This is a genomic window from Clavibacter sp. A6099, from assembly GCF_021919125.1.
In the GTDB taxonomy this organism is placed as follows: domain Bacteria; phylum Actinomycetota; class Actinomycetes; order Actinomycetales; family Microbacteriaceae; genus Clavibacter; species Clavibacter seminis.
Window position 1 is genome coordinate 1,052,464 of sequence record NZ_CP083439.1, and the last position, 24,921, is coordinate 1,077,384.

Sequence of the window (24,921 nt, forward strand, 5' to 3'; positions counted from 1 at the left end):
ATTAGCCCACGCGGCTGCGGGGCCGGGGCCCGTGACGCTCCGCGACCTACGCCGTCAGCGGACGCCGACGACGTCCACGGCGTCGGCGAGGTCCGCGAGCTCCGTGATCCGCACGACGCCGGCCGGCAGGTGAGCGTCCCCGTCGCCGAGGGCGTCGAACCAGACGCCGCCGGCGAGCCCCGCATCGACCCCGCCGAGCGCGTCCGTGCGCAGCCGGTCGCCCACCATCACGGCGTCGGCCGGATCCGCTCCCGCCTGCCCGCACGCGAGCAGGAAGATGCGCGGATCCGGCTTCGTGAAGCCCAGGTCCCCGGAGCAGATCACGGGGGAGAGGCGCGCGGTGAGCCCGGCGGCGGCGATCTTCGGCTCCTGCTGGCTGCGCTCGCCGTTCGTCACGACGCCGAACCGCACGCCCGGGTGCCGGAGCGCGATCTCGTCGAGCGCCTCCAGGGCACCGGGCAGCGCGCGCCACGACGCCTCGTACCCGGCGAGGTATCCGCCGAACCAGGCGTCCGTCGCGGCGTCGTCGTCCGCGAGAGCGGACGCCAGGTCCGTGGCCTCCGCGGATCCCCACGCGGCCAGGAACCCGCGCACGCGCGCCCGCCGCTGGCCCTGGTAGTCGAGCTCGCCCGCGAGGTACCGGTGGTAGTGCTCCTCCTCGAGCGCGACCCAGAGCGCGACGGCCCGGTCGCGCTCGCCGGCGTCGGACACGTCGAGGAGGCCGCGCGCGGCGAGGTGCGCGCTGATCCCGTCGGCCACGGCTCCGCGGTGGTCCACCAGCGTGTCGTCGAGGTCGAGGAGGACCAGCCGGAGGGTCATCGGCCGGCGCGCCGCACGAGGCCGACGGCGTCGTGGACGCGCGCCAGCATGGCGTCGGCTCGCTCCTCGGCGCGCGCGGCGTTGCCGGCGAGCACGCGGTCGAGCTCGGCCGGGTCGTCCAGCAGCTCGAGCGTCCGCGCGCGGATCGGCTCGAACACGCTCGTGACGGTCTCGGCCACGTCCTTCTTCAGGTCGCCGTAGCCGCGGCCCGCGTACCGCTCCTCGAGCGCCTCGACGGCCGTGCCCTCGAACGCCGACAGGATCGTCAGCAGGTTGGAGACGCCGGGCTTCTCGCCGCGGTCGAAGCGGATCTCGCGGTCCGTGTCCGTGACGGCCGAGCGGATCTTCTTCGCCGTCCTCGCGGGCTCGTCCAGCAGCCACACCACACCCGCGTCGGAGGCGGAGGACTTGCTCATCTTGGACGTCGGGTCCTGCAGGTCGTAGATCCGCGCCATGTCCTTCTGGATCATGGGCTCCGGGATCGTGAACACGTCGCCGAAGCGCCCGTTGAAGCGCTTCGCGAGGTCGCGCGTGAGCTCCACGTGCTGCTTCTGGTCGTCGCCCACCGGCACCACCTCGGTGCCGTAGAGCAGGATGTCGGCCGCCATGAGCGTCGGGTACGCGAAGAGCCCGAGCGTCGTCGCGTCGGCGCCCTGCTTCTGCGACTTGTCCTTGAACTGGGTCATGCGGCTGGCCTCGCCGAACCCGGTGAGGGTGTTGAGGATCCACGCCAGCTCGGTGTGCGCCGACACGTGCGACTGCACGAACAGCGTCGACACGGCCGGGTCGATGCCCGCCGCGATGTACTGCGCGGCCGTGCGCCGGGTGCTCGCGCGGAGGGCGGCGGGATCCTGCGGGACGGTGATGGCGTGCAGGTCGACGACGCAGAACACGGCGTCGTGGCTCGTCTGCAGCTCCTTCCACTGGAGGAGCGCGCCGATGTAGTTGCCGATCTGCAGCGAGTCGGCGGACGGCTGCATGCCGGAGAAGAGGACGGGACGTGCGGTCATGGCGATGCCTTCGTGAGGGGGAGCGCGGAACGCTCGCGGGGCGCCGATGCGGCGCGGAGGGGGAGGGGAGTGCGGGATGCGGGCGACGGGTCAGATCGCGTAGTCGACGACCACGGGCGTGTGGTCCGACCATCGCTGGTCGTACGCCTCGGCGCGGTCGACCGCGTAGCCCACGACCTTCTCGGCGAGGGCAGGGGTCGCGAGCTGGTAGTCGATGCGCCAGCCGGTGTCGTTGTCGAACGCCTTGCCGCGCCAGCTCCACCACGTGTACGGGCCGTCGACCTCGCCGGCCTGCTGGCGGCCGACGTCGACCCAGCCGAGCCCGGGACCGGTGGATCCGTCGACGCCCTCGATCTCCTCGCCGCGCGCGCCGAGGATGCGGTCGAGGTAGGCGCGCTCGCGCGGCAGGAACCCGGCGCGCTTCACGTTGCCCTTCCAGTTGCGGATGTCGAGCTCGCGGTGGCCGACGTTGAGGTCGCCCACCACGACGGCGAGCTCGGAGTGCGCGGCGATCTGGGGCAGGCGCCGCTCCATGCCGTCGAGGAACTTCCACTTCTCGTCCTGCTTGGCGGTGCCGACCTCGCCGGAGTGCACGTAGGCGCTCACGACCGTGACGATGGTGCCGTCCACGTCGTAGTCGGCCTCGAGCCAGCGGCCCGCGCTGTCGAAGTCCTCCTCGCCGATCGCGACGCGGTGGATCTCGGCCCGGCGGCGGCTCGCGATGGCGACGCCCGCCCGGCCCTTGGCGGTCGCGGCGTCGTGCAGCACGTTCCACTCGGGACCGAGGAGGCCCTCGATGTCGCTCGTCTCGGCGCGGACCTCCTGGATGGCGAGGATGTCGACGTCGCGCGTGGCGAGCCAGTCGCCCATGCCCTTGCGGAACGCGGCCCGGATGCCGTTCGTGTTGATGGACGCGACGCGGAGGTTCGAGGGCATGGAGACGATCCTAACGGCGGTGCTCTCCCCGCAGTCGGAGCAGGACCCGGGTCAGCCCGCGCGACCCCTCGTACCTCTCGCGCGCTCGGGCGCGCTCCTCCTCCTTGAGGATCCGCCTGGCCTCGTCGAGCTTGGCGACGCGCTCCTTCTCCAGCTCCTCCGGGCTGAGCCGACGCGCGTCGATGCCGCGATCGCGCATGCTGACGGCGATCCACGAGGCGCAGATCAGGATGACCTGGCAGATGAGGTTGAACCAGATCAGGAGGCCGATGATCACGGCGAACGACGCGAGCAGTGGGTTCCGGCTGGCGCCGCCGAGGAGCGCCGTGCCGAGCACCTTGAGGACGCCCATGGCCACGCCGCCGAGGAGCGCGCCCTGCAGGAGCTGCGGCCGCGGGATCCTGACGCCCGAGAGGATCCGGTAGGCGCCCGCGAGCACGGCCGTGTCGAGCGCGAGCACGAGCGCGAGGCCGACGGTGCGACCGACGACGATCGCGAGCAGCGAGTCCTCGCCGACCTGCATGAGCCCGAACACGAACCCGAGGAGCCCGGTGCTCACGACCGAGAGCGCGGCCGAGAGCAGCATCGCGAGGGCGAACACCAGCGCGAGCCCGAGGTCCTTGACCTTGAGGAGCAGGAAGAACGTCGTCGGCGGCGGCAGCTCGAAGATGCGGCGCACCGAGTCGCGCGTCGAGGCGAGCCAGCCGAGCGCGGTGACGAGGAGGCCGATCGAGCCGATGATCCCGGTCGCGCGCACGGCGTCGGAGGCGAGCAGCGCCTCGGGGTCCTTGATGGCCCCGTTCGGGCCGAAGAGCCCGGGGACCGCGCCCTGGATCAGCGTGAGCAGCGAGTCGAGGAGCGCAGGGTTGTCCGCGAGCACGGACCCCGCCACGGAGAAGCCGACCGCGAGCGCCGCGAACACCGCGAACACCGCCTGGTACGACATGCCGGCCGCGAGGATCGGTCCGCCCGCGGCCCCGTAGGCGAGGAACACGCGCACGGGCTTGAGCTCCATCACGCGCGCGAACAGGGCGGGGATGCCGGTGGGCGCGGGCGGCCCCCCGGAGGCCGGGGTGGGAGCGGGGGATGCGGGGCGTCCGCGGCCGTCGGGGGCGGTCATCCCCCGAGGATACGGGCCGCCAGCCCCCTGATAGCGTGGACGGGCCGTTCCGGCACCCCGACCGGACAGCCACCCGCGCGGGCGCCGTCCGTCCGCGCGTCACGCACCCGAGCGAGGGAGTCCCTGTGCGCATCACCGGCATCGGAGTAGGACACGGAGTGGCCACCGGGCCCGTGATGAGGATGCCCGACCCGCTTCCCGAGCCCGGCACGGAGCCCTTCACGGGCGACGCCGACGCCGAGGTCGCGCGCGTCGCCGACGCCCTCGCCGCCACCGCCGACGACCTGGCCGCGCGCGGCGCCCGCGCCGGCGGCGACGCGAAGGACGTGCTCGACGCGCAGTCGCTCATGGCGCGCGACCCCGCGCTCCTCGACTCGGTCGGCCGCCTCGTCGGCCAGGGCCGCTCGGGCGAGCGCGCCGTGTTCGAGGCGTTCGCCACCTTCCAGGAGCTGCTCACGGGCATGGGCGGCTACATGGCCGAGCGCGCGGCGGATCTCGCGGACGTCGCGCAGCGCGTCATCGCCCGGCTCCGCGGCGTGCCCGCACCCGGGATCCCCACCGCGGACGCGCCCTTCGTCCTCGTCGCGCGGGACCTCGCGCCCGCCGACACCGCGCTGCTCGACCTCGACCGCGTGCTCGCCCTCGTCACCACCGACGGCGGCCCCACCAGCCACACCGCGATCCTCGCCCGCAGCCGCTCGATCCCCGCCATCGTCGGCGCGACGGGCGCCGCGGACCTCGCCGAGGGCGACGAGGTCGTCGTCGACGCGGCCGCCGGCATCGTGATCGTGCACCCCGATGACGCGGAGCGCGAGGACGCCGTCCGCCGGATCCGCGCCCGCGAGGAGGCGCTCGCCGCTCCCATCACCGACGGCGCGCTCGCCGACGGCACGCCCGTCCCGCTCCTCGCCAACCTCGGATCCCCCGACGAGGCCGCGCGCGCGGTCGAGCTCGGCGCGGAGGGCGTCGGCCTCTTCCGCACCGAGTTCCTCTTCCTCGACGCCGCCGAGGCGCCGTCGGTCGCGGCGCAGACCGCGCAGTACACCGCGCTCCTCGAGGCGTTCCCGGGCCGCAAGGTCGTCGTCCGGGCGCTCGACGCCGGTGCCGACAAGCCGCTCGCCTTCCTCACCGACGCAGATGAGGAGAACCCGGCGCTCGGCCTCCGCGGGCTCCGCGCGCTCCGGGCGAACGAGGGGATCCTCCGCGACCAGCTCACCGCCCTCGCCGCGGCGGACGCCGCCACCGGGGCCGACCTCTGGGTCATGGCGCCCATGGTCGCCGACGCGGAGGAGACCGCGTACTTCGTCGAGCTGGGTCGCACGCTCGGCCTCCGCACGGTCGGCGTCATGGCCGAGGTGCCCTCGCTCGCCCTCCTCGCCGACCAGGTCGTCGAGGTCGCCGACTTCGTGAGCGTCGGCACCAACGACCTCACGCAGTACACGATGGCGGCGGATCGCCTGCTCGGCTCCGTCGCGTCGTACCAGGACCCGTGGCACCCGGCGGTCCTCCGCCTCGTCCGCACGCTGGGCGACGCGGGCCGCGCGTCCGACACGCCCGTGGGCATCTGCGGCGAGGCGGCGGCGGACCCGCTGCTCGCGGTGGTGCTCGTCGGCCTCGGCGCCACGAGCCTGTCGATGACCCCTGCCGCGCTGGCCGACGTCCGCCTCGAGCTCGGCCGCCGCACCCTCGACGAGGCGCGCGCGGCCGCGGAGGCGGTCCTCACGGCGCGCACCGCCGCCGAGGCGCGGGCCGCGGCCGAGCGGATCCTCGTCGCCCGCTAGACCCGCGCGCTGACCCCGCCCGCGCAGCCGGAAGGCCCCGCAGCTCCTGGGAGCTGCGGGGCCTTCGTGGTCCGGGGGAGCGGTGTCGCTACGCCTTGCCGCGCATGATCGCCTGCTTGACCTCGGCGATCGCCTGCGTCACCTGGATGCCGCGCGGGCACGCCTCGGAGCAGTTGAAGGTCGTGCGGCAGCGCCAGACGCCCTCCTTGTCGTTGAGGATGTCGAGGCGCACGTTCGACTCGTCGCGCGAGTCGAAGATGAAGCGGTGCGCGTTGACGATGGCGGCGGGGCCGAAGTACTGGCCGTCCGTCCAGAACACGGGGCACGACGACGTGCACGCGGCGCAGAGGATGCACTTCGTGGTGTCGTCGAAGCGGGCGCGCTCGGCGGCGGACTGGATCCGCTCCTTGCCCTTCTCCGGCTTCGTGTTGGAGATGAGGAAGGGCTGCACGTCGCGGAACGACTCGAAGAACGGCTCCATGTCGACGACGAGGTCCTTCTCCAGCGGCAGGCCCTTGATGGCCTCCACGTAGATGGGCTGCGAGATGTCGAGGTCCTTGATGAGCGTCTTGCAGGCGAGGCGGTTGCGGCCGTTGATGCGCATCGCGTCGGATCCGCACACGCCGTGCGCGCAGGAGCGGCGGAAGGTCAGCGACCCGTCCTGCTCCCACTTGATCTTGTGCAGCGCGTCGAGGATCCGGTCGGTCGGGTAGACCTCGACGTCGAAGTCCTCCCACCGGGGCTCGGCGTCCTGGCCCGGCAGGTACCGGCGGATGATGAGGGTCACCGTGAAGGTGGGGATGGCCGAGGCCTCTCCCGCGGGAGGTGCGTCGAGGGTTGCGGTGCTCACGTGTGAGGTCCTGTTCCGTAGGTGGTGCGGTGATGTGCGGCGGCGCTGACCCGAGGGTCAGTACTTCCGCTCCATCGGCTGGTAGTTCGTGATGACCACGGGCTTGGTGCTGAGCTTGATGTGGTCGCCGGCGTCCGTGCTGTGGGCGTCGCCGGTGAGGTAGGCCATGGTGTGCACCATGTAGTTCTCGTCGTCGCGCGTCGGGTAGTCCTCGCGGAAGTGGCCGCCGCGGCTCTCCTTGCGGTACATCGCCGAGTAGACGACGACCTCCGCGAGGTCGAGCAGGAAGCCGAGCTCGATGGCCTCGAGCAGGTCCGTGTTGAAGCGCTGGCCCTTGTCCTGCACCTGGATGTTCGTGTACCGCTCGCGCAGGTCGGCGATCACCTTGGTGACCTCGATAAGCGTGTCCTCGGTGCGGAACACCTGGGCGTTGCGGTCCATCGACTCCTGCAGCTCGCGACGCAGCGTCGAGATCCGCTCGGTGCCGTTGGAGTTGCGCGCGCCCTCGACGAGGCCCTTCACGAAGTCGGCCGCATCGGCGGGCAGCGGCGTGAAGTCGACCGTCTTCACGTACTCGGCCGCGTAGTTGCCCGCGCGCTTGCCGAACACGTTGATGTCGAGGAGCGAGTTGGTGCCGAGGCGGTTGGATCCGTGCACCGAGACGCACGCGCACTCGCCGGCCGCGTACAGGCCCGGCACCACGGTCGTGTTGTCGGAGAGGACCTCGGCCTTGATGTTGGTGGGGATGCCGCCCATCGCGTAGTGCGCGGTCGGCAGCACGGGCACGGGCTCCGTGTACGGCTCGACGCCGAGGTAGGTGCGCGCGAACTCCGTGATGTCCGGGAGCTTGGCGTCGATGACCGCGGGCTCGAGGTGCGTGATGTCGAGGTAGACGTAGTCCTTGTTCGGACCGGCGCCCCGCCCCTCGCGGATCTCGGTGGCCATGCACCGCGCCACGATGTCGCGGGGCGCGAGGTCCTTGATGGTGGGGGCGTAGCGCTCCATGAAGCGCTCGCCCTCGCTGTTGCGGAGGATCGCGCCCTCGCCGCGGGCCGCCTCGGACAGGAGGATGCCGAGCCCTGCCAGGCCGGTCGGGTGGAACTGGAAGAACTCCATGTCCTCCAGCGGCAGGCCCTTGCGCCAGATGATCCCGACGCCGTCGCCCGTGAGGGTGTGCGCGTTCGAGGTCGTCTTGTAGATCTTGCCGAAGCCGCCCGTCGCGAAGATCACGGCCTTCGACTGGAACACGTGGATCTCGCCGGTCGACAGCTCGAGGGCCACGACGCCCGCGGGCTGCTCCTTGCCGTCGACCTCGGCCATGACGAGGTCGAGCACGTAGAACTCGTTGTAGAAGTTGATGCCGAACTTGACGCAGTTCTGGTACAGCGTCTGCAGGATCATGTGCCCGGTGCGGTCGGCCGCGTAGCAGGAGCGGCGGACGGGGCTCTTGCCGTGGTCCGCCGTGTGGCCGCCGAACCGGCGCTGGTCGATCTTGCCGTCGGGCGTGCGGTTGAAGGGGAGGCCCATGTTCTCGAGGTCGATGACCGCGTCGATGGCCTCCTTGGCGAGGATCTCCGCCGCGTCCTGGTCGACGAGGTAGTCGCCGCCCTTGACGGTGTCGAAGGTGTGCCACTCCCAGCTATCCTCCTCGACGTTGGCGAGCGCGGCGGCCATGCCGCCCTGCGCCGCGCCCGTGTGGGAGCGCGTCGGGTAGAGCTTGGAGATGACGGCCGTGTTCGCCTGCGGTCCCGCCTCGATCGCCGCGCGCATGCCTGCGCCGCCCGCACCCACGATGACGATGTCGAACTGGTGGTAGTGGACGCCGTCCACGATGGTGCTCGCGGAGGGCTCGGAACCGGGGGTCGCGGTGTCAGTGGTCACGGGCTTCTTTCTCGAGGCGGGAGGGGGAGCGACTAGAGGTCGCCGCAGAAGGAGGGCAGCAGGTCGGCGGGCTGACCGGCGGGGCACGGGTCGAACGTGAAGACCACGAGCGTGCCGAGCACGAGCAGCACGACCGTGGACGTGACGAGCGCGCCCTTGAGGATCGTCCGGGTGCGCGGCGATGCGGCGTAGTCGTTCACGAGGGTGCGCATGCCGTTGGCGCCGTGGATGACCGCGAGCCAGAGCAGCGCGATGTCCCACACCTTCCAGAACGGGTCGGACAGCTTGCCGCCCACGAACGCGAAGTCGATGGCCTTGATGCCCTCGCCCTGGATGAGGTTGACGTACAGGTGGCCGAAGATGAGCACGACGAGCACGACGCCCGAGGCGCGCATGTACATCCAGCCCCACTTCTCCCAGTTCACGCCGCCCTGCTTGCGGGGCTGACGCGGCTGGCGGGGGCGCTCGACGCTGACCTGCTGTGCGATGTCGCTCATGATCAGATCCATCCCGCTTCGCTGAAGACGTTGAGGAGGTGGCGCGGCACGAAGCCGGCCATGAGCACGACCCACAGGCCGATCACCACGTAGAACATGAGGCGCTGGTGCTTGGCGCCGAAGCGCCAGAAGTCGATGAGGATGATCCGCAGCCCGTTGAGCGCGTGGAACCCGATGGCGCCGACGAGGGCGACCTCGCCGATGCCCATGATCGGGTTCTTGTACGTGCCGATGACCGCGTTGTACGCCTCGGGGCTCACCCGGATGAGGCTCGTGTCGAGCACGTGCACGAGGAGGAAGAAGAAGATGGACACGCCGGTGATGCGGTGCAGCACCCATGACCACATGCCCTCGCGGCCCCGGTACAGCGTCCCCGCGGGGACCTTCGGTGCGCGAGCGATGTGCGGTTCGCGGGTTCCTGCCGTCTTGATGGACACGGAACGACCCTCCCTGATGCTGCTGCCCCGTGGGCGGAGCGCCTTCGCGCCGACATTGCGCGTCGCCGACGAGTCTACGGGCGGGTCCGGGCGGTCACCCGTTAGGGCACCCTAAGCGTCGCGGCTCGCCGACGACCGCGTCAGGCGAGGAGCGGGACGGGCCCGGCGCCCGCGACGTCCGCCGCATGGAGGGCCGAGCGACGGGCCGACACGGCGCGGCCGTAGTGCCCGATGAGCTCGTCGCCGATCGTGGTCCACGACCGGCCGAGGACGGCCCGGCGGCCCGCCTCGCCCATCCGCAGGCGCATCGGCTCGCTGGCGACGAGCTCGTCCACCAGGCGTCGCAGGTGCGCGTCCCGGGGCGACGCGGGATCGAAGAGGAAGCCGTCCGTGCCGTGGTCGACGAGGTCGATCGGGCCTCCCGCGTGCGGGGCGACCACGGGGAGGCCGGATGCGTGCGCCTCCTGCACGGTCTGGCCGAACGTCTCCTCGGTGCCGGTGTGCACGAACACGTCCATGGCGGCGTACGCGGCGGCGAGCTCGCGGCCGCCCACGCGACCGAGCCAGGTGACGGGCATGCCCGCGAGCGCGCGGCGGGCGGACGCCTGGCTCGGACCGTCGCCCGCGATGAGGAAGCGCACGCCGCGGATCCCGCGGAGGGCCTGGAGGCGCTCGAGCTGCTTCTCGGGGGCGATGCGTCCCACGTAGCCGACGATCGTCTCGCCGCCCGGCGCGACGCGGTGCCTGAGCGCGACGGCGTCCTCCATGGCGCGGTTGCGGGGGTGGTAGCGGTCGAGGTCGACGCCTCGGCCCCAGCGGGCGACGCGCTCGACGCCCGCCGCGGCGAGGTCGGCGGCCGCGGCGCTCGAGGGCGCGAGGGTCAGGTCCGCGCCCTGGTGGATCCACCGCACGAGCCGCCACACGTACGGCGCGGTGGCCGCCAGCCGGTTCCGGCGCGCGTAGCCCGCCACGTCGGTCTGGAAGATGGCGACGGAGGGGGTGTCGATGCGCGTCGCGGCCGCGATGGCCTGCGCGCCCAGGAAGAGGGGCGATGCGGCGTGCAGCACGTCCGGCGCGAAGTCGGTCAGGAGGCGCAGCACCTGGGGGCTGGGGATGCCGACCGGGAACTGCCGGTAGGCGATGGCGGGCACGCCGTGGACGGGGAAGCCCGCGAACTCGGATGGGGCGCCGGCGTCCGGGGCGATCACGATGGCCTGGTGCCCGCGGTCCCGCAGGTGCTCGAGCACCCGGCAGACGCTCGTGGTGACGCCGTTGACGGTGGGGAGGAAGCTCTCGCTGACGACGGCTACGCGCATGCCTCCGACGCTAGGCACCGGTGCCGACCGCGCCGCCGTCCTGTCGTGAACGCCCCGTTGCCGTCGCGTGAACTCGGCGCATCCGGCTGTTTCCCAGGCTGCCGATAGTGTGGGCGCATGACCGAGCAGACGAGCGCGATCTCCCGTTTCTACAGCGTGATCCCCGCGGGAGGCGTGGGCTCCCGCCTCTGGCCGCTGTCCCGCGCGGACGCCCCGAAGTTCCTCCACGACCTCACGGGCTCCGGCCGGACGCTGCTGCGCGACACGTGGGAGCGGCTCGCGCCGCTCTCCGGCGAGGACCGGATCATGGTGGTCACCGGTCGCGCCCACCGCGCCGCCGTCGAGGCCCAGCTGCCCGAGCTCACCGACCCGAACGTCGTCCTCGAGAGCGAGGGGCGCGACAGCACCGCCGCGATCGCGCTCGCGGCGGCGATCCTCCAGCGCCGCGAGCCGGGCGTCATCATCGGCTCGTTCGCGGCCGACCACGTCATCGCCGACCCGGACCGCTTCCGCGACACCGTGCGTGAGGCCGTCATCGCCGCCGACGCGGGCTACATCACGACCATCGGCATCACGCCCACGGAGCCCGCGACCGGTTTCGGCTACATCCATACGGGCAAGGCGCTCAGCATCCCCGACGCCCCGCACGCCCTCGAGGTGGCGTCGTTCGTGGAGAAGCCGAGCATCGGCGTGGCCCGCGGATACGTGAAGGGCGGCACCCACCTCTGGAACGCGGGCATGTTCATCGCGCGCGCCGACCGCCTGCTCGAGGAGCTCGGCCGCACCGAGCCCGAGCTGCTGAAGGGCGTGCTCGAGCTAGCCGAGGCGTGGGACACCGCCGACCGCGGCCTCGTCGTCGACCGCGTGTGGCCGAACCTCAAGAAGATCGCGATCGACTACGCCGTCGCCGAGCCCGCCGCGGCCCGGGGCGCGCTCGCCGTGATCCCCGGTCGCTTCACCTGGGACGACGTGGGCGACTTCGCCTCAGTGGCCAAGATGCACTCGAGCGGTCGCAAGTCCGACCTCGTGATCCTCGGCGAGGACGCGCGCGTCCTGTCGGACGCGTCGAGCGGCATCGTGGTGGCCAACAGCAAGCGCGTGATCAGCCTCATCGGCGTGCGCGACATCGTCGTGGTCGACACCCCCGACGCCCTGCTCGTGACCACCAAGGAGAACGCGCAGCGCGTCAAGAGCGTGGTGGACGCGCTCAAGCTCAGCGGCGGGACGGACGTCCTGTAACGAAGGGGTAACGAACCCTCCGGGCGCTCCCCGCGGCCGGAAGGGGCCGCGAGCGCCGCCGTTAGATTCCGGGGATGCCCCGCACCCGCCGCGCCGTCCGCGCCGCCATCCTGCCCATCGCACTCCTCTCCGCCGCGGCCCTCGCCGGCTGCGGCGCGGCTCCCGAGCCCGGCGCCTCGTCGGCCGCCGCGAGCGACTACTGCGCCCGCATGGTGACCAACTCCGGCGGCCTGCAGGACCGCTCCTTCAACCAGTCGAGCTGGGAAGGGCTCCAGCGCGCCGAGCAGGAGCTGGGGATCCAGGCCGACGTGCTCGTCTCGACGTCGGAGACCGACCTCGCCCCAAACGTCGAGCAGGCGGTGGGCACGGGCTGCGGCTTCATCCTCACCGTGGGCTACGAGCTGGCGGAGGCCACGTCGGCCGCCGCGGCGGAGAACCCGGACGTGCACTTCTCGATCGTCGACGAGGTCGTCGACGCCCCGAACGTCAAGCCGCTCGTGTTCGACACGGCCCAGGCGTCCTACCTCGCGGGCTACCTCGCGGCGGGCGTGAGCCAGACGGGCAAGGTCGGCACCTTCGGCGGCGGCAACCAGCCCCCCGTCACCCTCTTCATGGACGGCTTCGTCGACGGCGTCGCGGCGTACAACCAGGCGCACGGCACGAGCGTCCAGGCGCTCGGCTGGGACGCGGCGGCGCAGGACGGCACGTTCACCGGCGACTTCGAGGACGTGTCGAAGGGCCAGACCACGACGCAGAACCTGCTCGACCAGGGCGCCGACGTGATCATGCCGGTGGCCGGCCAGGTGGGGGAGGGCGCGGCGTCCGCGATCCTCGCCCACGGCAGCGGCAAGCTCATCTGGGTCGACAACGACGGCTACGACACCCTGCCCGCCGAGTACCGCCCGCTCCTGCTCACGAGCGTGCTCAAGGACACCGGGCAGGCCGTCGTCGACATCGTGGCCGACGACCAGAAGGGCACCTTCACCTCGGAGCCGTACGTGGGCACGCTCGCGAACGGCGGCGTGGGCCTCGCCGAGTACCACGACCTCGCCGCCTCGGTGTCGCCCGAGCTGCAGTCCGAGCTCGACGCGCTGAAGGCCCGCATCGTCTCCGGCGACGTGCAGGTGAAGTCGGTCTCGACGCCGTAGCAGAGCCCGTGTTGCCGCGGTGTTTCGGGGCCGTCGCGGATCGGTAACGCTTGCGCTCGCGGGCCCGATCCGGGCACGGGATGCATTCCCGTGCATGGGTAACATGAACGCACATCGCCCGGCTGACCCGGGCTGCACCTGGAGGCCACAGTGACCATCACCACCCGAAAGGCCGCCCTGGGCGGTCTCGCCGCCGTCGGCATCACCGCGATCCTCGCGGGCTGCGGCGCCGCCCCCGAGTCGACCGCGGGAGGCACCGGCGGCGCCGCGAAGAGCGACCTTCTCACCTGCATGGTCTCCGACTCGGGCGGCTTCGACGACAAGTCGTTCAACCAGCTCGGCTACGAGGGGCTCACCAAGGCCGTCGATGACCTCGGCCTGACGGCTCCGAAGACGGTCGAGTCGGCCGCGGAGACCGACTTCGCTCCGAACCTCACCAACCTGGCCGACCAGGGCTGCGGCCTCATCGTCACGGTCGGCTTCCTGCTCAAGGAGGCGACCGAGGAGGCCGCCAAGGCCAACCCCGACATCGAGTACGCGATCATCGACGACGCGCAGATCACCGCGGACAACGTCAAGCCCATCACCTTCAACACGAGCGAGGCCGCGTTCCTCGCGGGCTACTCCGCAGCGGCCTACTCGAAGACCGGAACCGTCGGCACCTTCGGCGGCCTGCAGATCCCGACCGTCACGATCTTCATGGACGGCTTCGTCGACGGCGTGAACTACTACAACGAGCAGAAGGGCAAGGACGTCAAGGCCATCGGCTGGGACGTCGCGAGCCAGAGCGGGTCGTTCACGGGCGAGTTCGTCGCCAACCAGACGGCCAAGACCGCGGCCCAGACCCTGATCGACCAGGGCGCGGACGTCATCATGCCCGTCGGCGGCCCGATCTTCCTCAGCGCCGGCGAGGCCATCCGCGACTCCAGCGACAAGAAGGTGGTCATGGTGGGCGTCGACTCCGACGCGTACGAGACCGCGCCCGACCTCAAGGACCTCTTCCTCACCTCGGTGCTCAAGGGCATCGACGCGGGCGTCGAGGACGTGGTGAAGACCGCGGCGGACGACAAGTTCGACGCGACGCCCTACGTGGGCACCCTCGAGAACGGCGGCGTGGACATCGCGCCGTTCCACGACTACGAGTCGGAGGTCCCGTCGGACCTGTCCGGCGAGCTCGACACCATCAAGGCCGGCATCATCGACGGCTCGATCACCGTCGAGTCGCCGTCGTCGCTGACGAAGTAGCATCGAACGCACCGCGGGGGGATCGGCAGTCGCCGGTCCCCCCGCCGCGTGCTCACCACACCCACCGAACAGATTGATCCGATGAAGCTCGAACTGCGGGGCATCACCAAGCGCTTCGGCGCTCTGGTGGCCAACGACCACATCGACCTCGTCGTCCACCCGGGCGAGATCCACTGCCTGCTGGGCGAGAACGGCGCGGGGAAGTCGACGCTGATGAACGTCCTCTACGGCCTGTACCAGGCCGAGGAGGGCGAGATCCTCCTCGACGACCGGGTGGCGCGCTTCGCCGGACCCGGCGACGCCATGGCCGCCGGCATCGGCATGGTGCACCAGCACTTCATGCTCATCCCGGTCTTCACCGTCGCGGAGAACGTCATGCTCGGCCACGAGGAGACGAAGCTCGGCGGCCGGCTCGACCTGGCGGGCGCCCGCGCGAAGGTGCGCGAGATATCCGCCCGGTTCGGCTTCGACGTCGACCCGGACGCGCTCGTCGCCGACCTGCCCGTCGGCGTGCAGCAGCGGGTCGAGATCATCAAGGCCCTGTCGCGCGACGCGGAGGTGCTCGTGTTCGACGAGCCGACCGCCGTGCTCACGCCGCAGGAGACCGACGAGCTCATGGTCATCATGAAGCAGCTCCGGGACGCCGGCACGGGCATCGTCTTCATCACCCACAAGCTGCGCGAGGTGCGCGAGGTCGCGGACCGCATCACGGTGATCCGGCTCGGGAAGGTGGTCGGCGAGGCCGAGCCCACCGCCAGCAACGCCGAGCTCGCGTCCCTCATGGTCGGCCGCAGCGTCTCGCTCACGGTGGCGAAGGAGCCGGCGACGCCCGGCGACGCCGCGCTCGTGGTGCGCGACCTCACCGTGATCGACGCGTCCGGCCAGGTCGTCGTCGACGGCGTGAGCTTCGAGGTGCACGCGGGGGAGATCCTCGCCATCGCGGGCGTGCAGGGCAACGGCCAGACCGAGCTCACCGAGGCGATCCTCGGGCTCCAGCCGCGCGTGTCCGGCACCATCGAGCTCGACGGGACCCGCCTCACGGGCCGCTCCGTCCGCCGCGTGCTCGACGCCGGCGTCGGCTTCGTGCCCGAGGACCGCAACGAGGACGGGCTCGTCGGCGAGTTCACCATCGCCGAGAACCTCATGCTCGACCGCTCGGACAGCCCGCCGTTCGTCGTCGCCGGATCCCTGAAGCTCGGCTACCTCGACGAGTTCGCGCGCGACCGCGTGCGCGAGTTCGACATCCGCACCCAGGGCATCGACACCCACGTCGGCCGGCTCTCCGGCGGCAACGCGCAGAAGGTCGTGCTCGCGCGCGAGCTCAGCCGCGACCTCCGCCTGTTCGTCGCGGCGCAGCCCACGCGCGGCCTCGACGTCGGATCCATCGAGTTCGTGCACACGCGCGTCGTCGAGACGCGGGACCGGGGACTGCCCGTCATCGTCGTCTCGACCGAGCTCGACGAGGTGGCGGCGCTGGCCGACCGCATCGCCGTGATGTACCGCGGCGGCATCGTCGGCATCGTGCCGGGCGACACCCCGCGCGACGTGCTCGGCCTGATGATGGCGGGCGAGGTCCCCGCATCCGTCACCACCACCACGACCGCCGGAGGGCGCACCGCATGACCGACGACACCACTCGTCCCGAGGGCCAGGGGCCCGAGGATCCGTCCGCGGGGCAGCTGCCCGCATCCGGTCGCGAGGCCGGATCCGTGGGCGACCCCATCCGCTCCGAGGCGCCCGCGGGAGTGCCCGCCGTGGCGGCCGCCGACGGCGACGGGGGATCCCGCGCCGGCCAGATCCTCCGCGAGATCGCCAGCGGCAGCGCGCTGCTGTCCGTGCTCGCGGTCGTGCTGTCGCTCATCGTGGGCGCGCTGCTCATCGCCGTCACGGACGAGCGCGTCCAGACGGCCGCCGTCTACTTCTTCCAGCGCCCCACCGACACGCTGAGCGCGGCGTGGGACGCCGCCTCGGGCGCGTACTCCGCGCTCTTCCAGGGGTCGATCTACAACTTCCGCCGCCCGGGCTTCGCGAACGGCATCAAGCCGCTCACCGAGACGCTGACCTTCGCGACCCCGCTCATCGCGGCCGGTCTCGGCGTCGCCCTCGCGTTCCGCGTGGGCCTGTTCAACATCGGCGCCCGCGGCCAGATGCTCATCGCGGCGGCGTGCGCGGGCTGGGTCGGCTTCGGCTTCGACCTGCCGCCCGTGATCCACCTGGTGCTCGCCGTCGCCGCGGGCATCGTGGGCGGCGCGGTCTGGGGCGGGATCGTCGGCCTCCTCAAGGCGCGCACCGGCGCGCACGAGGTGATCGTCACGATCATGCTCAACTACGTCGCGTTCTACCTCATCTCCTACCTGCTGCGGACGCCAGGCCTCCTGCAGGCGCCCGGCTCGAACAACCCGAAGACCCCGGCGATGGCCGAGAACGCGATCTTCCCCGCGCTCCTCGGCGACGGCTACTCGCTGCACGCGGGCTTCCTCGTGGTCGTCGTCGCGACCGTGATCGTCTGGTACCTCCTCAACCGCTCCGGCCTCGGCTTCCGCTTCCGGGCGGTGGGCGAGAACCCGAGCGCCGCGCGGGTGGCCGGCATCGACGTCAAGAACTCCTACCTCTACGCCATGCTCATCTCCGGCGGGCTCGCGGGCCTCGCGGGGGCGAGCCAGGTGCTCGGCACGGTCACGACGGGCTTCAGCTCAGGGATCGACGCCGGCATCGGCTTCGACGCCATCACGGTGGCGCTGCTCGGCCGCAGCCGGCCGTGGGGCGTCTTCGTCGCGGGGATCCTGTTCGGCGCATTCAAGGCCGGCGGCTTCTCGATGCAGGCGGCCGAGGGCGTGCCCATCGACATCGTCGTGGTCGTCCAGTCGCTCATCGTCCTGTTCATCGCGGCGCCCCCGCTCGTGCGGGCGGTCTTCCGCCTCCCCGCGCCGGGCCAGGCGCGTCGCACCACCCGGACCCGGAAGGCGGCGATCGCCTCATGACCGCGACGACCCCCACGCAGTCGGCGTCACCCGCGCCGCACGATCCCGCGGCCGCCGCCCTCGAGCGCGCCGTCGCGACCAGCTGGAAGGCGCCCGTCGCCTTCGGCGTCTTCACCGTGATCGCCCTCGTCCTGTTCGTGCTGCTCGGACGCGAGGGATCGAGCACGTTCGGCCTCTCGACCGGGACCGACCTCATCCAGCTCGCGCCGCTCGTGCTGCCGACCGCCGCCACCGGCGTCGCCGTCACCGTGCTCCTCGCGGCGCTCACGGTGGTGTCCGCCGTGCTGGTGCGCCGGTCGGCGAAGGTGCCGCTGTGGTTCACCGCCGTGTTCGCGATCCTGTTCCTCGTCGCGTTCCTCACCTGGGCGTCCGCGGGCCAGACGATCCCGGTGCCCGGCCTGCTCGTGGGCACGGTCGCCCTGTCGGTGCCGCTCATCTTCGGCGCGCTCGGCGGCGTGCTCTCGGAGCGCGTCGGCGTCGTCAACGTCGCGATCGAGGGCCAGCTGCTGGCGGGCGCGTTCGTGTCCGCGGTGGTGGCCTCCCTCACAGGGCAGCCGCTCATCGGCCTGGCGTCCGCGATGGTCGCCGGCATGCTGGTCTCGTTCGTGCTCGCCGCCTTCGCGATCAAGTACCTGGTCGACCAGGTCATCGTGGGCGTCGTGCTCAACGTGCTGGTCACGGGCCTCACGAGCTTCCTCTTCTCGCAGGTCCTGTCCGCCGACCCGGGGCGCCTCAACTCGCCGCCGCGGTTCGACCGCATCGACATCCCGATCCTCGGCCAGATCCCGATCATCGGGCCGGTGCTCTTCCGGCAGACGATCATCGTCTACGTCATGTACGTCGCCGTGTTCCTCGTCTGGTACTGCCTCTTCCACACGCGCTGGGGCCTCCGCCTCCGCGCGGTGGGCGAGCACCCGCAGGCCGCCGACACCGTGGGCATCAAGGTCTCCGCCACCCGGTTCTGGAACGTGTCCCTCGCGGGCGCCATCGCGGGACTCGGCGGCGCGTTCTTCACGCTCGGCTCCGTCGGCGCCTTCAACAAGGAGATGACCGCCGGCGCCGGGTTCATCGCCCTCGCCGCCGTGATCTTCGGCCGGTGGGATCCGCTGCGCGCCACCCTCGCGGCCCTCCTGTTCGGCTTCGCCAGCAACCTGCAGAACGTCCTCGGCGTCATCGGGTCGCCCGTGCCGAGCGAGTTCATGCTGATGCTGCCGTACGTCGTGACCATCGCCGCGGTCGCCGGACTGGTGGGGCAGGTGCGGGGACCCGCCGCCGCCGGCAAGCCCTACGTGAAGTCGTGAGCGCCGTGGAGCCCGTCGAGTCGGGCGGCATCGACTGGGGATCCCTCCGCGAGGCGGCGCACGAGGCCATGGGCCGCGCGTACGTCCCCTACTCGCGCTTCCCGGTGGGCGTCGCGGCCATCGCCACGGACGGCCGCGTCATCACCGGCTGCAACGTGGAGAACGCGTCCTACGGCCTCACCCTCTGCGCCGAGTGCGCGCTCGTCTCGGTCCTGCACCTCACCGGCGGCGGCCAGCTCGTCGCCTTCACGTGCGTGGACGGCGACGGCAACATCCTCATGCCGTGCGGGCGCTGCCGGCAGCTGCTGTTCGAGCACGCGGTGCCGGGGATGCTGCTGGAGACCGTGTCCGGGATCCGCACGATCGACGAGGTCCTGCCCGACGCCTTCGGGCCGAGCACGCTCAACGCCTACGGGGACCGCTCGTGAGCGCCGCGTTCGACGTCGTCGACCTGATCCGCACCAAGCGCGACGGCGGCCGCCTCTCGACCGCCGAGATCGACTGGCTCGTCGCCGCGTACACCGACCGCTACGTCGCGGACGAGCAGATGGCCGCGCTCGCCATGGCGATCCTCCTGCGCGGCATGGACCGCGCCGAGATCCGCGACCTCACGCTCGCGATGATCGCGAGCGGCGAGACGCTCGACTTCTCGCAGCTCGGCAAGCCCACGGTCGACAAGCACTCCACGGGCGGCGTGGGCGACAAGATCACCCTCCCGCTCATGCCGCTGGTGGCCTCCTACGGCGTCGCGGTGCCGCAGCTGTCGGGCCGCGGCCTCGGCCACACGGGCGGCACGCTCGACAAGCTCGAGTCGATCCCCGGCTGGCGCGCCGACCTCTCCACCGAGGAGATGGTGCAGCAGATGAAGGACCACGGCGGCGTGATCTGCGCGGCCGGCAGCGGCCTCGCCCCCGCAGACAAGCGGCTCTACGCGCTGCGCGACACCACGGGCACGGTCGAGGCGATCCCGCTCATCGCCTCGAGCATCATGAGCAAGAAGATCGCGGAGGGCACGGGCGCGCTCGTGCTCGACGTGAAGTTCGGATCCGGCGCCTTCATGACGGACATCGACCGGTCGCGCGAGCTCGCCCGCACCATGGTCGAGCTCGGCACCGACGCCGGCGTGCGCACCACCGCGCTCCTCACCGACATGGACGTGCCGCTCGGCCTCGCCATCGGCAACGCCAACGAGGTGCGCGAGTCCGTCGAGGTGCTCGCGGGCGGCGGCCCCGCCGACGTCGTCGAGCTCACGCTCGCGCTCGCGCGCGAGATGCTCGCCGCGGTCGGGATCCCGGACGCCGACGTCGACGTCGCCCTCCGCGACGGCCGGGCCATGGACTCGTGGCGCGCCACCGTGCGCGCGCAGGGCGGGGATCCGGACGCCGCCATGCCCGTCGCCCGCGAGACCCACGTGGTCACCGCGGAGCGCGACGGCGTGCTCGTGCAGCAGGACGCCCTCCCGTTCGGCATCGCCGCCTGGCGCCTCGGCGCAGGACGGGCGCGCCAGGGCGACGCCGTGCAGCACGCGGCCGGCGTCGACCTGCACGCGAAGCCGGGGGACCGCGTCCGCCGCGGCGACCCGCTGTTCACGCTCTCGACCGACGAGCCGGAGCGGTTCGCCCGCGCGCTGGAGTCGCTCGAGGGCGCCTACCGCGTCGGCGATCCGGAGGAGCACGTCGCGCGCGGCCCGCTGGTGCGGGAGCGCATCACCGCCGAGGGCTGATCCGCCGTCCGTCCGCCATCGTCACGCGACGACGGCCGGGTCGGCCCTGCGACTCAGCCGATGCGCTCGAGCGCATCGACCACCACGTCCCAGAACCCGGCGTGGTCGAGGTCGACGGCGACCTGCGTCGTGCAGTCGGCGGGAGCGGGCCGGCGCAGGTCCGCGACGGTCATCCCGGTCGTGTGCGTGCCCGTGAGCTCGACGGAGATCGGCGCGCGCCGGACGCTCACCAGGCGAGGGTCGATCACGCGCGCGACGGCGCACGGGTCGTGCACGGGCGGGCTCGGGAAGTCCTGCCGGTCGTGGTACGCCCGGCCGTACGACTCCATCGAGTCGACCACGAACCGCGCAGCCGGCGTCCCCAGGGCCGCGATGCGCGCCATGACCTCGGGCGTCGCCGTCGCCTGGTACGTGAGGTCGAGGCCGACCATCGTCACGGGCCACGCCTCGCCGAAGACGATGTGCGCGGCCTCGGGGTCCACCGCGATGTTGAACTCCGCGACGGCCGTGCGGTTGCCCCGGTGGTAGCCGCCGCCCATGAGCACGACCTCCTTGACGCGCTCGACGATGCGCGGCTCGCGGCGCACCGCGAGCGCGATGTTGGTGAGCGCGCCGAGCGGCACCAGCGTGATCTCGCCGGGCGCGTGCGCCATGACCGTCTCGATGATGAGGTCCACGGCGTGCCGCGGGTCGAGAGCGACGGTCGGCTCCGGCAGCTCGGGCCCGTCGAGCCCGGACTCGCCGTGGATCTCGGGCGCCGTCATCACGGGACGCACGAGCGGGCGCGCGCAGCCGGCGGCGACGGGCACGCCGTGGATCCCCGCGACGGTCGCGACCGCGAGCGCGTTCCGCGTCACCTTCTCCAGCGTCTGGTTCCCCGCCACGGTGGTGATGCCGACGAGCTCCACCTCGGGGCTCCCGTGGGCGAGCATCAGGGCGAGAGCGTCGTCGTGCCCCGGGTCGCAGTCGATCAGGATCTTGGTGGGCATGGGTCCTCCGGCTCGGGTCGCGGCCGCCGACGTCTCGCGCACCGATCGTTCGTGTGCCTACTACCTCGGCGTGGGCCGCGTCGAGGCTAGTAGATTCGTCCCATGACGATCGCTCCCGAGGACTCCACGCTGCCCGGAGGAGGGTCGTTCCGCGACCTCCCCAAGGTCTCCCTGCACGACCACCTCGACGGCGGCCTCCGCCCGGGGACGATCGTCGAGATCGCCGAGGAGATCGGGCTCGAGCTGCCCGCCGCGGGCGCCGAGGCGCTCGGCGAGTGGTTCCGCACCAGCGCCGACTCCGGATCTCTCGTCGACTACCTGAAGACCTTCGACGTCACCATCGCCGTCATGCAGACCGAGGAGCAGCTGGCGCGCGTCGCCCGCGAGTTCGTCGAGGACCTCGCGGACGACGGGGTCGTCTACGGCGAGATCCGCTGGGCGCCGGAGCAGCACCTCACCCGCGGGCTCTCGCTCGACCAGGCGGTCGAGGCCGTGCAGTCGGGCATCGAGGAGGCCGTGAGCGGCGTCGAGGAGGCGGGCGGATCCATCCGCGTCGGCCAGCTCGTCAGCGCCATGCGCCACCTCGACCGGGGCACCGAGATCGCGGAGCTCGCCATCCGCCACCGCGACCGCGGCGTCGTGGGCTTCGACATCGCCGGGCCCGAGGCGGGCTTCCCGCCGTCCCGCATGCAGGGCGCGTTCGACCTGCTGGCGCGCGAGTGGATGCCCCGCACGGTGCACGCGGGCGAGGCCGACGGCCTCGAGTCCATCCGCGGCGCGCTCCTCGACGGCCGTGCCCTGCGCCTCGGCCACGGCGTGCGCATCGCCGAGGACATCGAGGTCGACAGCGAGGAGGGCGAGGACGTCTTCGTCACCCTCGGCACGCTCGCGCAGTGGATCAAGGACCGCGGCATCCCGCTCGAGCTCAGCCCGTCGTCGAACCTCCAGACCGGGGCCATCGAGGCCTGGGGCGACGAGATGGTCGACCACCCCTTCGACCTGCTCTACCAGCTCGGGTTCGCCGTCACGGTCAACACCGACAACCGCCTGATGAGCGGCACCAGCATCAGCCGCGAGCTGGCGCTCCTCACGGACGCGTTCGCCTACGACCTCGACGACCACGAGGTCTTCCAGCTCAACGCGGCCGCCGCGGCGTTCCTGCCGCTGGAGGAGCGCGAGGCGCTCGCCGACATCATCTCCGACGGGTTCGCCCGCCTGTAGCGCGGGGGCCACGGCCTCCCATCCCGCTCGTCCCGTCCCGCTCGCCGCTTCGACAGAGAGGTCGCACCCCGTGCTCCCACCGCTCCCGGACGACGCCGTCACGCTCGGCGCCGACGCCGCCGACTGGCGCGCCGCCGTGCGCCTCGTCGGCGACGCGCTCGTGCGATCCGGGGCGGCCACCGCGGAGTACGGGGACGCCATGATCCGCGTGGTCGAGGAGTTCGGCGCCTACGTCGTCATCGCCCCGGGTCTCGCGCTCGCGCACGCCCGGCCCGGTCCGGAGACGCTCGCGGACGGCCTCGCGGTGGTCACGCTCACCGAGCCGGTGGCGTTCGGGCACGCGCACAACGACCCCGTCGACGTCATCGTCGGCCTCGCGGTCACGACGGTCGACCGGCACGTCTCGTCGGTCGCCGACATGGCCAACATCTTCAACGACGCCTCCGCCATCCCGCGGCTGCGCGCCGCCACCACCGTCGACGAGGTCCGGCGCATCATGGCCGGCGAGGAGAGCGCATGAAGGTCGTCGCGATCTGCGGCGTGGGTATCGGCACGTCCGGCATCCTCAAGGTCAACGCGGAGCGGGCGCTCGCGCGGCTCGGCATCGAGGCGGACGTGACCGCGGCCGACCTCGCGAGCGTCGCCTCACTGGGCGAGGACGCGCAGGTGATCCTCACGTCGCCGGAGCTCGTGGACCGCATCGGGCCCACGTACGCCGACGTGGTGGTGATCGAGAACTACTTCGACCTCGAGGAGATCTCCGCCAAGCTCGACGCCGCGCTCGGCTGATCCGCCCCGGCGGCGGTCGATGCCGCATCGGCCGTCGAGATGGGGACCGGGCCGCCGCGGGCGACGACGATCCCGGCCGCGAGGAGCGCCGCCCCGGCGATCGCCGCTCCGGCCGCGATCACGGCCGGCGACGGGCCGGTGATCGGCTGGCCCGCGAGCGCCTGCGCGGTGACGAGCGCGACCACCGCGAGGTACGCGACGGCCGCGATCGCCGTCAGCCGCACGCGCACCCGGTCGGGCGCCAGCGCCGGGATCCGCCGCGCCGCGAGCCCGAGGAGCAGCGCCGCGACGGGCAGCAGCTGCAGCGCGTGCATCCCGACGAAGTGGGGGATCCGCAGGTCGCCCGACGTGGTGCTCCAGCCGAGCACGGGGAGCCCCGGACCGCCGTCGGCCGTGCCCACCGTGTGCGCGCCGGCCACGCCGTGGAAGTCGGCGAGCTGCGCCGCGGTCGGGGAGGTCATGAGGTACGCGAGGCCGATGCCGACCAGCGCGATGAGGGCGCCGGCGCGGATCCCGAACGTCAGGGCCGGGTCCGGCAGCCGCAGGCGCAGCACGGCCAGGCTCGTGAGGAAGGCGCACAGGTACAGCACGGTGACGGAGGCCGCCATGACGCCCCATAGAGCGGTCGCCAGCGGGGTCGATACGTTGAAGTGGCTCGTCGTCCCGGCCGCCGCCGCGCCCACGATGACCGCCTGCTCGATGACGAGCGCCACCGCGATCACCGTCCCCACGACGTGGGCCTGCCGCCGGAAGCGCGGGAGCCGCGCGATGAGCCACGCCCACGAGACGGCGTAGACGAGGATCGACAGCGAGAACTTGGCGGGCTTGTCCCAGACGGGCGCGCCCGTCACGACGCGGTCGTCGACCAGGCCGCCCACGAGGCAGGCCGCCGCGACGACGGCCATGAGCGCGGCGACCGCCATGAGAGGACGGTGCCAGCCGAATGCGCGGCGGATCATGACGCGGTCTTCGTGGGCATCGCGATGGTGGCCTGCGCGATCCGCCGGAGCCCGGCGGCCAGCTCGTCGCCGAGCACGGTGCCGACGACCATGAGCTCGGCCATCGCCGTGCGGTCGGGCCGGGCGCTCACCCCCGCGAGGTCGGCCTCGGCCTGCACGCCCGCCGCCTCGGCGTAGCGCGCGAGGTAGCCGTCCTCCACCGGGTGCCCGGAGCGCGCGAAGGCGTCGACCGCCCGCGCTGCCTGCGCGCGGCCGGCGTGCCCGTCCAGGACGCACCAGCCGGCCGCCTCGGTGACCGCGTCGATCCGGGCGAGCGCGTCGGACGCGGGCGGCTCCGTCGCCGGCGGGCCGGGCGTGAGGGCGTCCTGCGCGACCGCGAAGACGTCCTGCACGCGGCGGTCGTCGTCGTCGAGCACGGCCAGGACCTCGCGGGCCCGGGCGACGGGCAGCCGCCCGACGTCGATGAGCGCGCGGATCAGCCGGATCCGCCGCGCGTGCTCGTCGTCGTAGTCGGTGCGGTTGCCGCCGATGCGGGTGCCCGCGGGCAGCAGGCCCTCGCGGACGTAGTACTTGACGGTGGCCGGCGGGACGCCCGTGGTCTCGGCCAGCTCGGTGATGCGCATGCCGCGAGGTTAGCGCACTGATAGCTCCACTACCAGTGAACGTCGCGCACACGCCC

24 protein-coding genes are annotated in these 24,921 nt (G+C 72.3%); 12 read left to right on the forward strand and 12 right to left on the reverse strand.

Annotated features, from left to right (window positions below):
- Nucleotides 1-54: 54 nt before the first annotated feature.
- From KYT88_RS05010 to KYT88_RS05025, 4 genes are all read right to left on the reverse strand, one after another.
- Nucleotides 55-819: an HAD family hydrolase gene (locus KYT88_RS05010; RefSeq protein ID WP_043584526.1), complete on the reverse strand. Its 765-nt coding sequence runs from the start codon at nt 817-819 to the stop codon at nt 55-57.
- Nucleotides 816-1,829 carry a tryptophan--tRNA ligase gene (trpS, locus tag KYT88_RS05015; protein WP_043584528.1) on the reverse strand — a complete coding sequence of 338 codons (1,014 nt, stop codon included), beginning with the start codon at nt 1,827-1,829 and terminating at the stop codon, nt 816-818. Before trpS ends, KYT88_RS05010 begins: the two co-directional genes overlap by 4 nt.
- A gap of 90 nt (nt 1,830-1,919) precedes the next feature.
- A complete protein-coding gene (locus KYT88_RS05020; protein WP_043584530.1) occupies nt 1,920-2,765 on the reverse strand; it encodes an exodeoxyribonuclease III in 846 nt (281 codons plus the stop codon).
- 10 nt (nt 2,766-2,775) lie between these two features.
- Entirely contained in the window at nt 2,776-3,885 is a 1,110-nt protein-coding gene (locus tag KYT88_RS05025; RefSeq protein ID WP_043584532.1) for a YihY/virulence factor BrkB family protein, read from the reverse strand.
- Between the two features lie 125 nt (nt 3,886-4,010).
- On the opposite strand from KYT88_RS05025, the gene ptsP reads away from it, so the two are divergent.
- Nucleotides 4,011-5,666, forward strand: a complete 1,656-nt coding sequence (ptsP, locus tag KYT88_RS05030) for a phosphoenolpyruvate--protein phosphotransferase (RefSeq protein WP_081840905.1) — start codon at nt 4,011-4,013, stop codon at nt 5,664-5,666.
- Nucleotides 5,667-5,754: 88 nt separating this feature from the next.
- Here the strand turns inward: ptsP and KYT88_RS05035 are convergent, their stop codons facing one another.
- The 5 genes from KYT88_RS05035 to KYT88_RS05055 form a co-directional block, all read right to left on the reverse strand.
- Nucleotides 5,755-6,516, reverse strand: a complete 762-nt coding sequence (locus KYT88_RS05035; protein WP_012037655.1) for a succinate dehydrogenase iron-sulfur subunit — start codon at nt 6,514-6,516, stop codon at nt 5,755-5,757.
- 57 nt (nt 6,517-6,573) lie between these two features.
- Nucleotides 6,574-8,397, reverse strand: a complete 1,824-nt coding sequence (sdhA, locus tag KYT88_RS05040) for a succinate dehydrogenase flavoprotein subunit (RefSeq protein WP_043584534.1) — start codon at nt 8,395-8,397, stop codon at nt 6,574-6,576.
- A gap of 32 nt (nt 8,398-8,429) precedes the next feature.
- Nucleotides 8,430-8,894, reverse strand: coding sequence for a succinate dehydrogenase hydrophobic membrane anchor subunit (locus KYT88_RS05045; protein WP_012037657.1), 465 nt, complete (start codon nt 8,892-8,894; stop codon nt 8,430-8,432).
- A gap of 2 nt (nt 8,895-8,896) precedes the next feature.
- Nucleotides 8,897-9,331, reverse strand: a complete 435-nt coding sequence (sdhC, locus tag KYT88_RS05050; RefSeq protein ID WP_081840904.1) for a succinate dehydrogenase, cytochrome b556 subunit — start codon at nt 9,329-9,331, stop codon at nt 8,897-8,899.
- 140 nt (nt 9,332-9,471) lie between these two features.
- Nucleotides 9,472-10,647, reverse strand: a complete 1,176-nt coding sequence (locus KYT88_RS05055; protein ID WP_043584535.1) for a glycosyltransferase family 4 protein — start codon at nt 10,645-10,647, stop codon at nt 9,472-9,474.
- A 117-nt stretch (nt 10,648-10,764) separates the two neighbouring features.
- On the opposite strand from KYT88_RS05055, the gene KYT88_RS05060 reads away from it, so the two are divergent.
- The 8 genes from KYT88_RS05060 to KYT88_RS05095 all read left to right on the forward strand — a co-directional run bounded on the left by KYT88_RS05060 (nt 10,765) and on the right by KYT88_RS05095 (nt 20,284).
- Nucleotides 10,765-11,886, forward strand: a complete 1,122-nt coding sequence (locus KYT88_RS05060) for a mannose-1-phosphate guanylyltransferase (protein ID WP_012037660.1) — start codon at nt 10,765-10,767, stop codon at nt 11,884-11,886.
- Nucleotides 11,887-11,960: 74 nt separating this feature from the next.
- Nucleotides 11,961-13,034, forward strand: a complete 1,074-nt coding sequence (locus tag KYT88_RS05065; RefSeq protein WP_043584536.1) for a BMP family lipoprotein — start codon at nt 11,961-11,963, stop codon at nt 13,032-13,034.
- Nucleotides 13,035-13,184: 150 nt separating this feature from the next.
- On the forward strand, nt 13,185-14,279 hold the full coding sequence (locus KYT88_RS05070) for a BMP family lipoprotein (RefSeq protein ID WP_043584538.1): 1,095 nt from the start codon (nt 13,185-13,187) through the stop codon (nt 14,277-14,279).
- 81 nt (nt 14,280-14,360) lie between these two features.
- Complete coding sequence (locus KYT88_RS05075; RefSeq protein WP_043584540.1) at nt 14,361-15,902, forward strand: ABC transporter ATP-binding protein; 1,542 nt, start codon at nt 14,361-14,363, stop codon at nt 15,900-15,902.
- Nucleotides 15,899-17,260, forward strand: a complete 1,362-nt coding sequence (locus KYT88_RS05080; RefSeq protein WP_182480723.1) for an ABC transporter permease — start codon at nt 15,899-15,901, stop codon at nt 17,258-17,260. Before KYT88_RS05075 ends, KYT88_RS05080 begins: the two co-directional genes overlap by 4 nt.
- Complete coding sequence (locus KYT88_RS05085; RefSeq protein ID WP_043584542.1) at nt 17,257-18,561, forward strand: ABC transporter permease; 1,305 nt, start codon at nt 17,257-17,259, stop codon at nt 18,559-18,561. The genes KYT88_RS05080 and KYT88_RS05085 overlap by 4 nt, the downstream gene beginning before the upstream one ends.
- Nucleotides 18,558-18,989: a cytidine deaminase gene (locus tag KYT88_RS05090; RefSeq protein WP_043584543.1), complete on the forward strand. Its 432-nt coding sequence runs from the start codon at nt 18,558-18,560 to the stop codon at nt 18,987-18,989. Before KYT88_RS05085 ends, KYT88_RS05090 begins: the two co-directional genes overlap by 4 nt.
- A complete protein-coding gene (locus KYT88_RS05095; RefSeq protein WP_043584545.1) occupies nt 18,986-20,284 on the forward strand; it encodes a thymidine phosphorylase in 1,299 nt (432 codons plus the stop codon). The genes KYT88_RS05090 and KYT88_RS05095 overlap by 4 nt, the downstream gene beginning before the upstream one ends.
- Nucleotides 20,285-20,337: 53 nt before the next feature.
- Here the strand turns inward: KYT88_RS05095 and uriH are convergent, their stop codons facing one another.
- Nucleotides 20,338-21,273, reverse strand: a complete 936-nt coding sequence (uriH, locus tag KYT88_RS05100) for a uridine-preferring nucleoside hydrolase UriH (protein ID WP_043584547.1) — start codon at nt 21,271-21,273, stop codon at nt 20,338-20,340.
- Between the two features lie 102 nt (nt 21,274-21,375).
- Between uriH and KYT88_RS05105 the strand changes: the two genes are divergently transcribed.
- The 3 genes from KYT88_RS05105 to KYT88_RS05115 all read left to right on the forward strand — a co-directional run bounded on the left by KYT88_RS05105 (nt 21,376) and on the right by KYT88_RS05115 (nt 23,283).
- The gene (locus KYT88_RS05105; protein ID WP_043584548.1) at nt 21,376-22,494 is read left to right on the forward strand and encodes an adenosine deaminase; all 1,119 of its coding nucleotides are present in this window, start codon (nt 21,376-21,378) and stop codon (nt 22,492-22,494) included.
- Between the two features lie 70 nt (nt 22,495-22,564).
- Nucleotides 22,565-23,014, forward strand: coding sequence for a PTS sugar transporter subunit IIA (locus KYT88_RS05110; protein ID WP_043584549.1), 450 nt, complete (start codon nt 22,565-22,567; stop codon nt 23,012-23,014).
- Nucleotides 23,011-23,283 carry a PTS sugar transporter subunit IIB gene (locus KYT88_RS05115; protein WP_015489688.1) on the forward strand — a complete coding sequence of 91 codons (273 nt, stop codon included), beginning with the start codon at nt 23,011-23,013 and terminating at the stop codon, nt 23,281-23,283. Before KYT88_RS05110 ends, KYT88_RS05115 begins: the two co-directional genes overlap by 4 nt.
- Here the strand turns inward: KYT88_RS05115 and KYT88_RS05120 are convergent.
- Both KYT88_RS05120 and KYT88_RS05125 read right to left on the reverse strand, forming a co-directional pair.
- On the reverse strand, nt 23,232-24,242 hold the full coding sequence (locus KYT88_RS05120) for a hypothetical protein (protein WP_051629260.1): 1,011 nt from the start codon (nt 24,240-24,242) through the stop codon (nt 23,232-23,234). The two genes, KYT88_RS05115 and KYT88_RS05120, sit on opposite strands and share 52 nt — an antisense overlap.
- A complete protein-coding gene (locus KYT88_RS05125) occupies nt 24,239-24,865 on the reverse strand; it encodes a MerR family transcriptional regulator (protein WP_043584552.1) in 627 nt (208 codons plus the stop codon). Before KYT88_RS05125 ends, KYT88_RS05120 begins: the two co-directional genes overlap by 4 nt.
- Nucleotides 24,866-24,921 lie beyond the last annotated feature (56 nt).

What these genes read in the sequence shown, in the direction of transcription:
- KYT88_RS05105 (WP_043584548.1), top strand. Translation starts at nt 21,376, where the DNA reads ATGACGATCGCTCCCGAGGACTCCACGCTGCCCGGAGGAGGGTCGTTC.
- KYT88_RS05020 (WP_043584530.1), bottom strand. Translation starts at nt 2,765, where the DNA reads ATGCCCTCGAACCTCCGCGTCGCGTCCATCAACACGAACGGCATCCGG.
- KYT88_RS05060 (WP_012037660.1), top strand. Translation starts at nt 10,765, where the DNA reads ATGACCGAGCAGACGAGCGCGATCTCCCGTTTCTACAGCGTGATCCCC.
- KYT88_RS05125 (WP_043584552.1), bottom strand. Translation starts at nt 24,865, where the DNA reads ATGCGCATCACCGAGCTGGCCGAGACCACGGGCGTCCCGCCGGCCACC.
- KYT88_RS05075 (WP_043584540.1), top strand. Translation starts at nt 14,361, where the DNA reads ATGAAGCTCGAACTGCGGGGCATCACCAAGCGCTTCGGCGCTCTGGTG.
- KYT88_RS05065 (WP_043584536.1), top strand. Translation starts at nt 11,961, where the DNA reads ATGCCCCGCACCCGCCGCGCCGTCCGCGCCGCCATCCTGCCCATCGCA.
- uriH (WP_043584547.1), bottom strand. Translation starts at nt 21,273, where the DNA reads ATGCCCACCAAGATCCTGATCGACTGCGACCCGGGGCACGACGACGCT.
- KYT88_RS05055 (WP_043584535.1), bottom strand. Translation starts at nt 10,647, where the DNA reads ATGCGCGTAGCCGTCGTCAGCGAGAGCTTCCTCCCCACCGTCAACGGC.
- KYT88_RS05080 (WP_182480723.1), top strand. Translation starts at nt 15,899, where the DNA reads ATGACCGACGACACCACTCGTCCCGAGGGCCAGGGGCCCGAGGATCCG.
- trpS (WP_043584528.1), bottom strand. Translation starts at nt 1,829, where the DNA reads ATGACCGCACGTCCCGTCCTCTTCTCCGGCATGCAGCCGTCCGCCGAC.
- KYT88_RS05045 (WP_012037657.1), bottom strand. Translation starts at nt 8,894, where the DNA reads ATGAGCGACATCGCACAGCAGGTCAGCGTCGAGCGCCCCCGCCAGCCG.
- KYT88_RS05010 (WP_043584526.1), bottom strand. Translation starts at nt 819, where the DNA reads ATGACCCTCCGGCTGGTCCTCCTCGACCTCGACGACACGCTGGTGGAC.
- KYT88_RS05115 (WP_015489688.1), top strand. Translation starts at nt 23,011, where the DNA reads ATGAAGGTCGTCGCGATCTGCGGCGTGGGTATCGGCACGTCCGGCATC.
- KYT88_RS05085 (WP_043584542.1), top strand. Translation starts at nt 17,257, where the DNA reads ATGACCGCGACGACCCCCACGCAGTCGGCGTCACCCGCGCCGCACGAT.
- KYT88_RS05120 (WP_051629260.1), bottom strand. Translation starts at nt 24,242, where the DNA reads ATGATCCGCCGCGCATTCGGCTGGCACCGTCCTCTCATGGCGGTCGCC.
- KYT88_RS05025 (WP_043584532.1), bottom strand. Translation starts at nt 3,885, where the DNA reads ATGACCGCCCCCGACGGCCGCGGACGCCCCGCATCCCCCGCTCCCACC.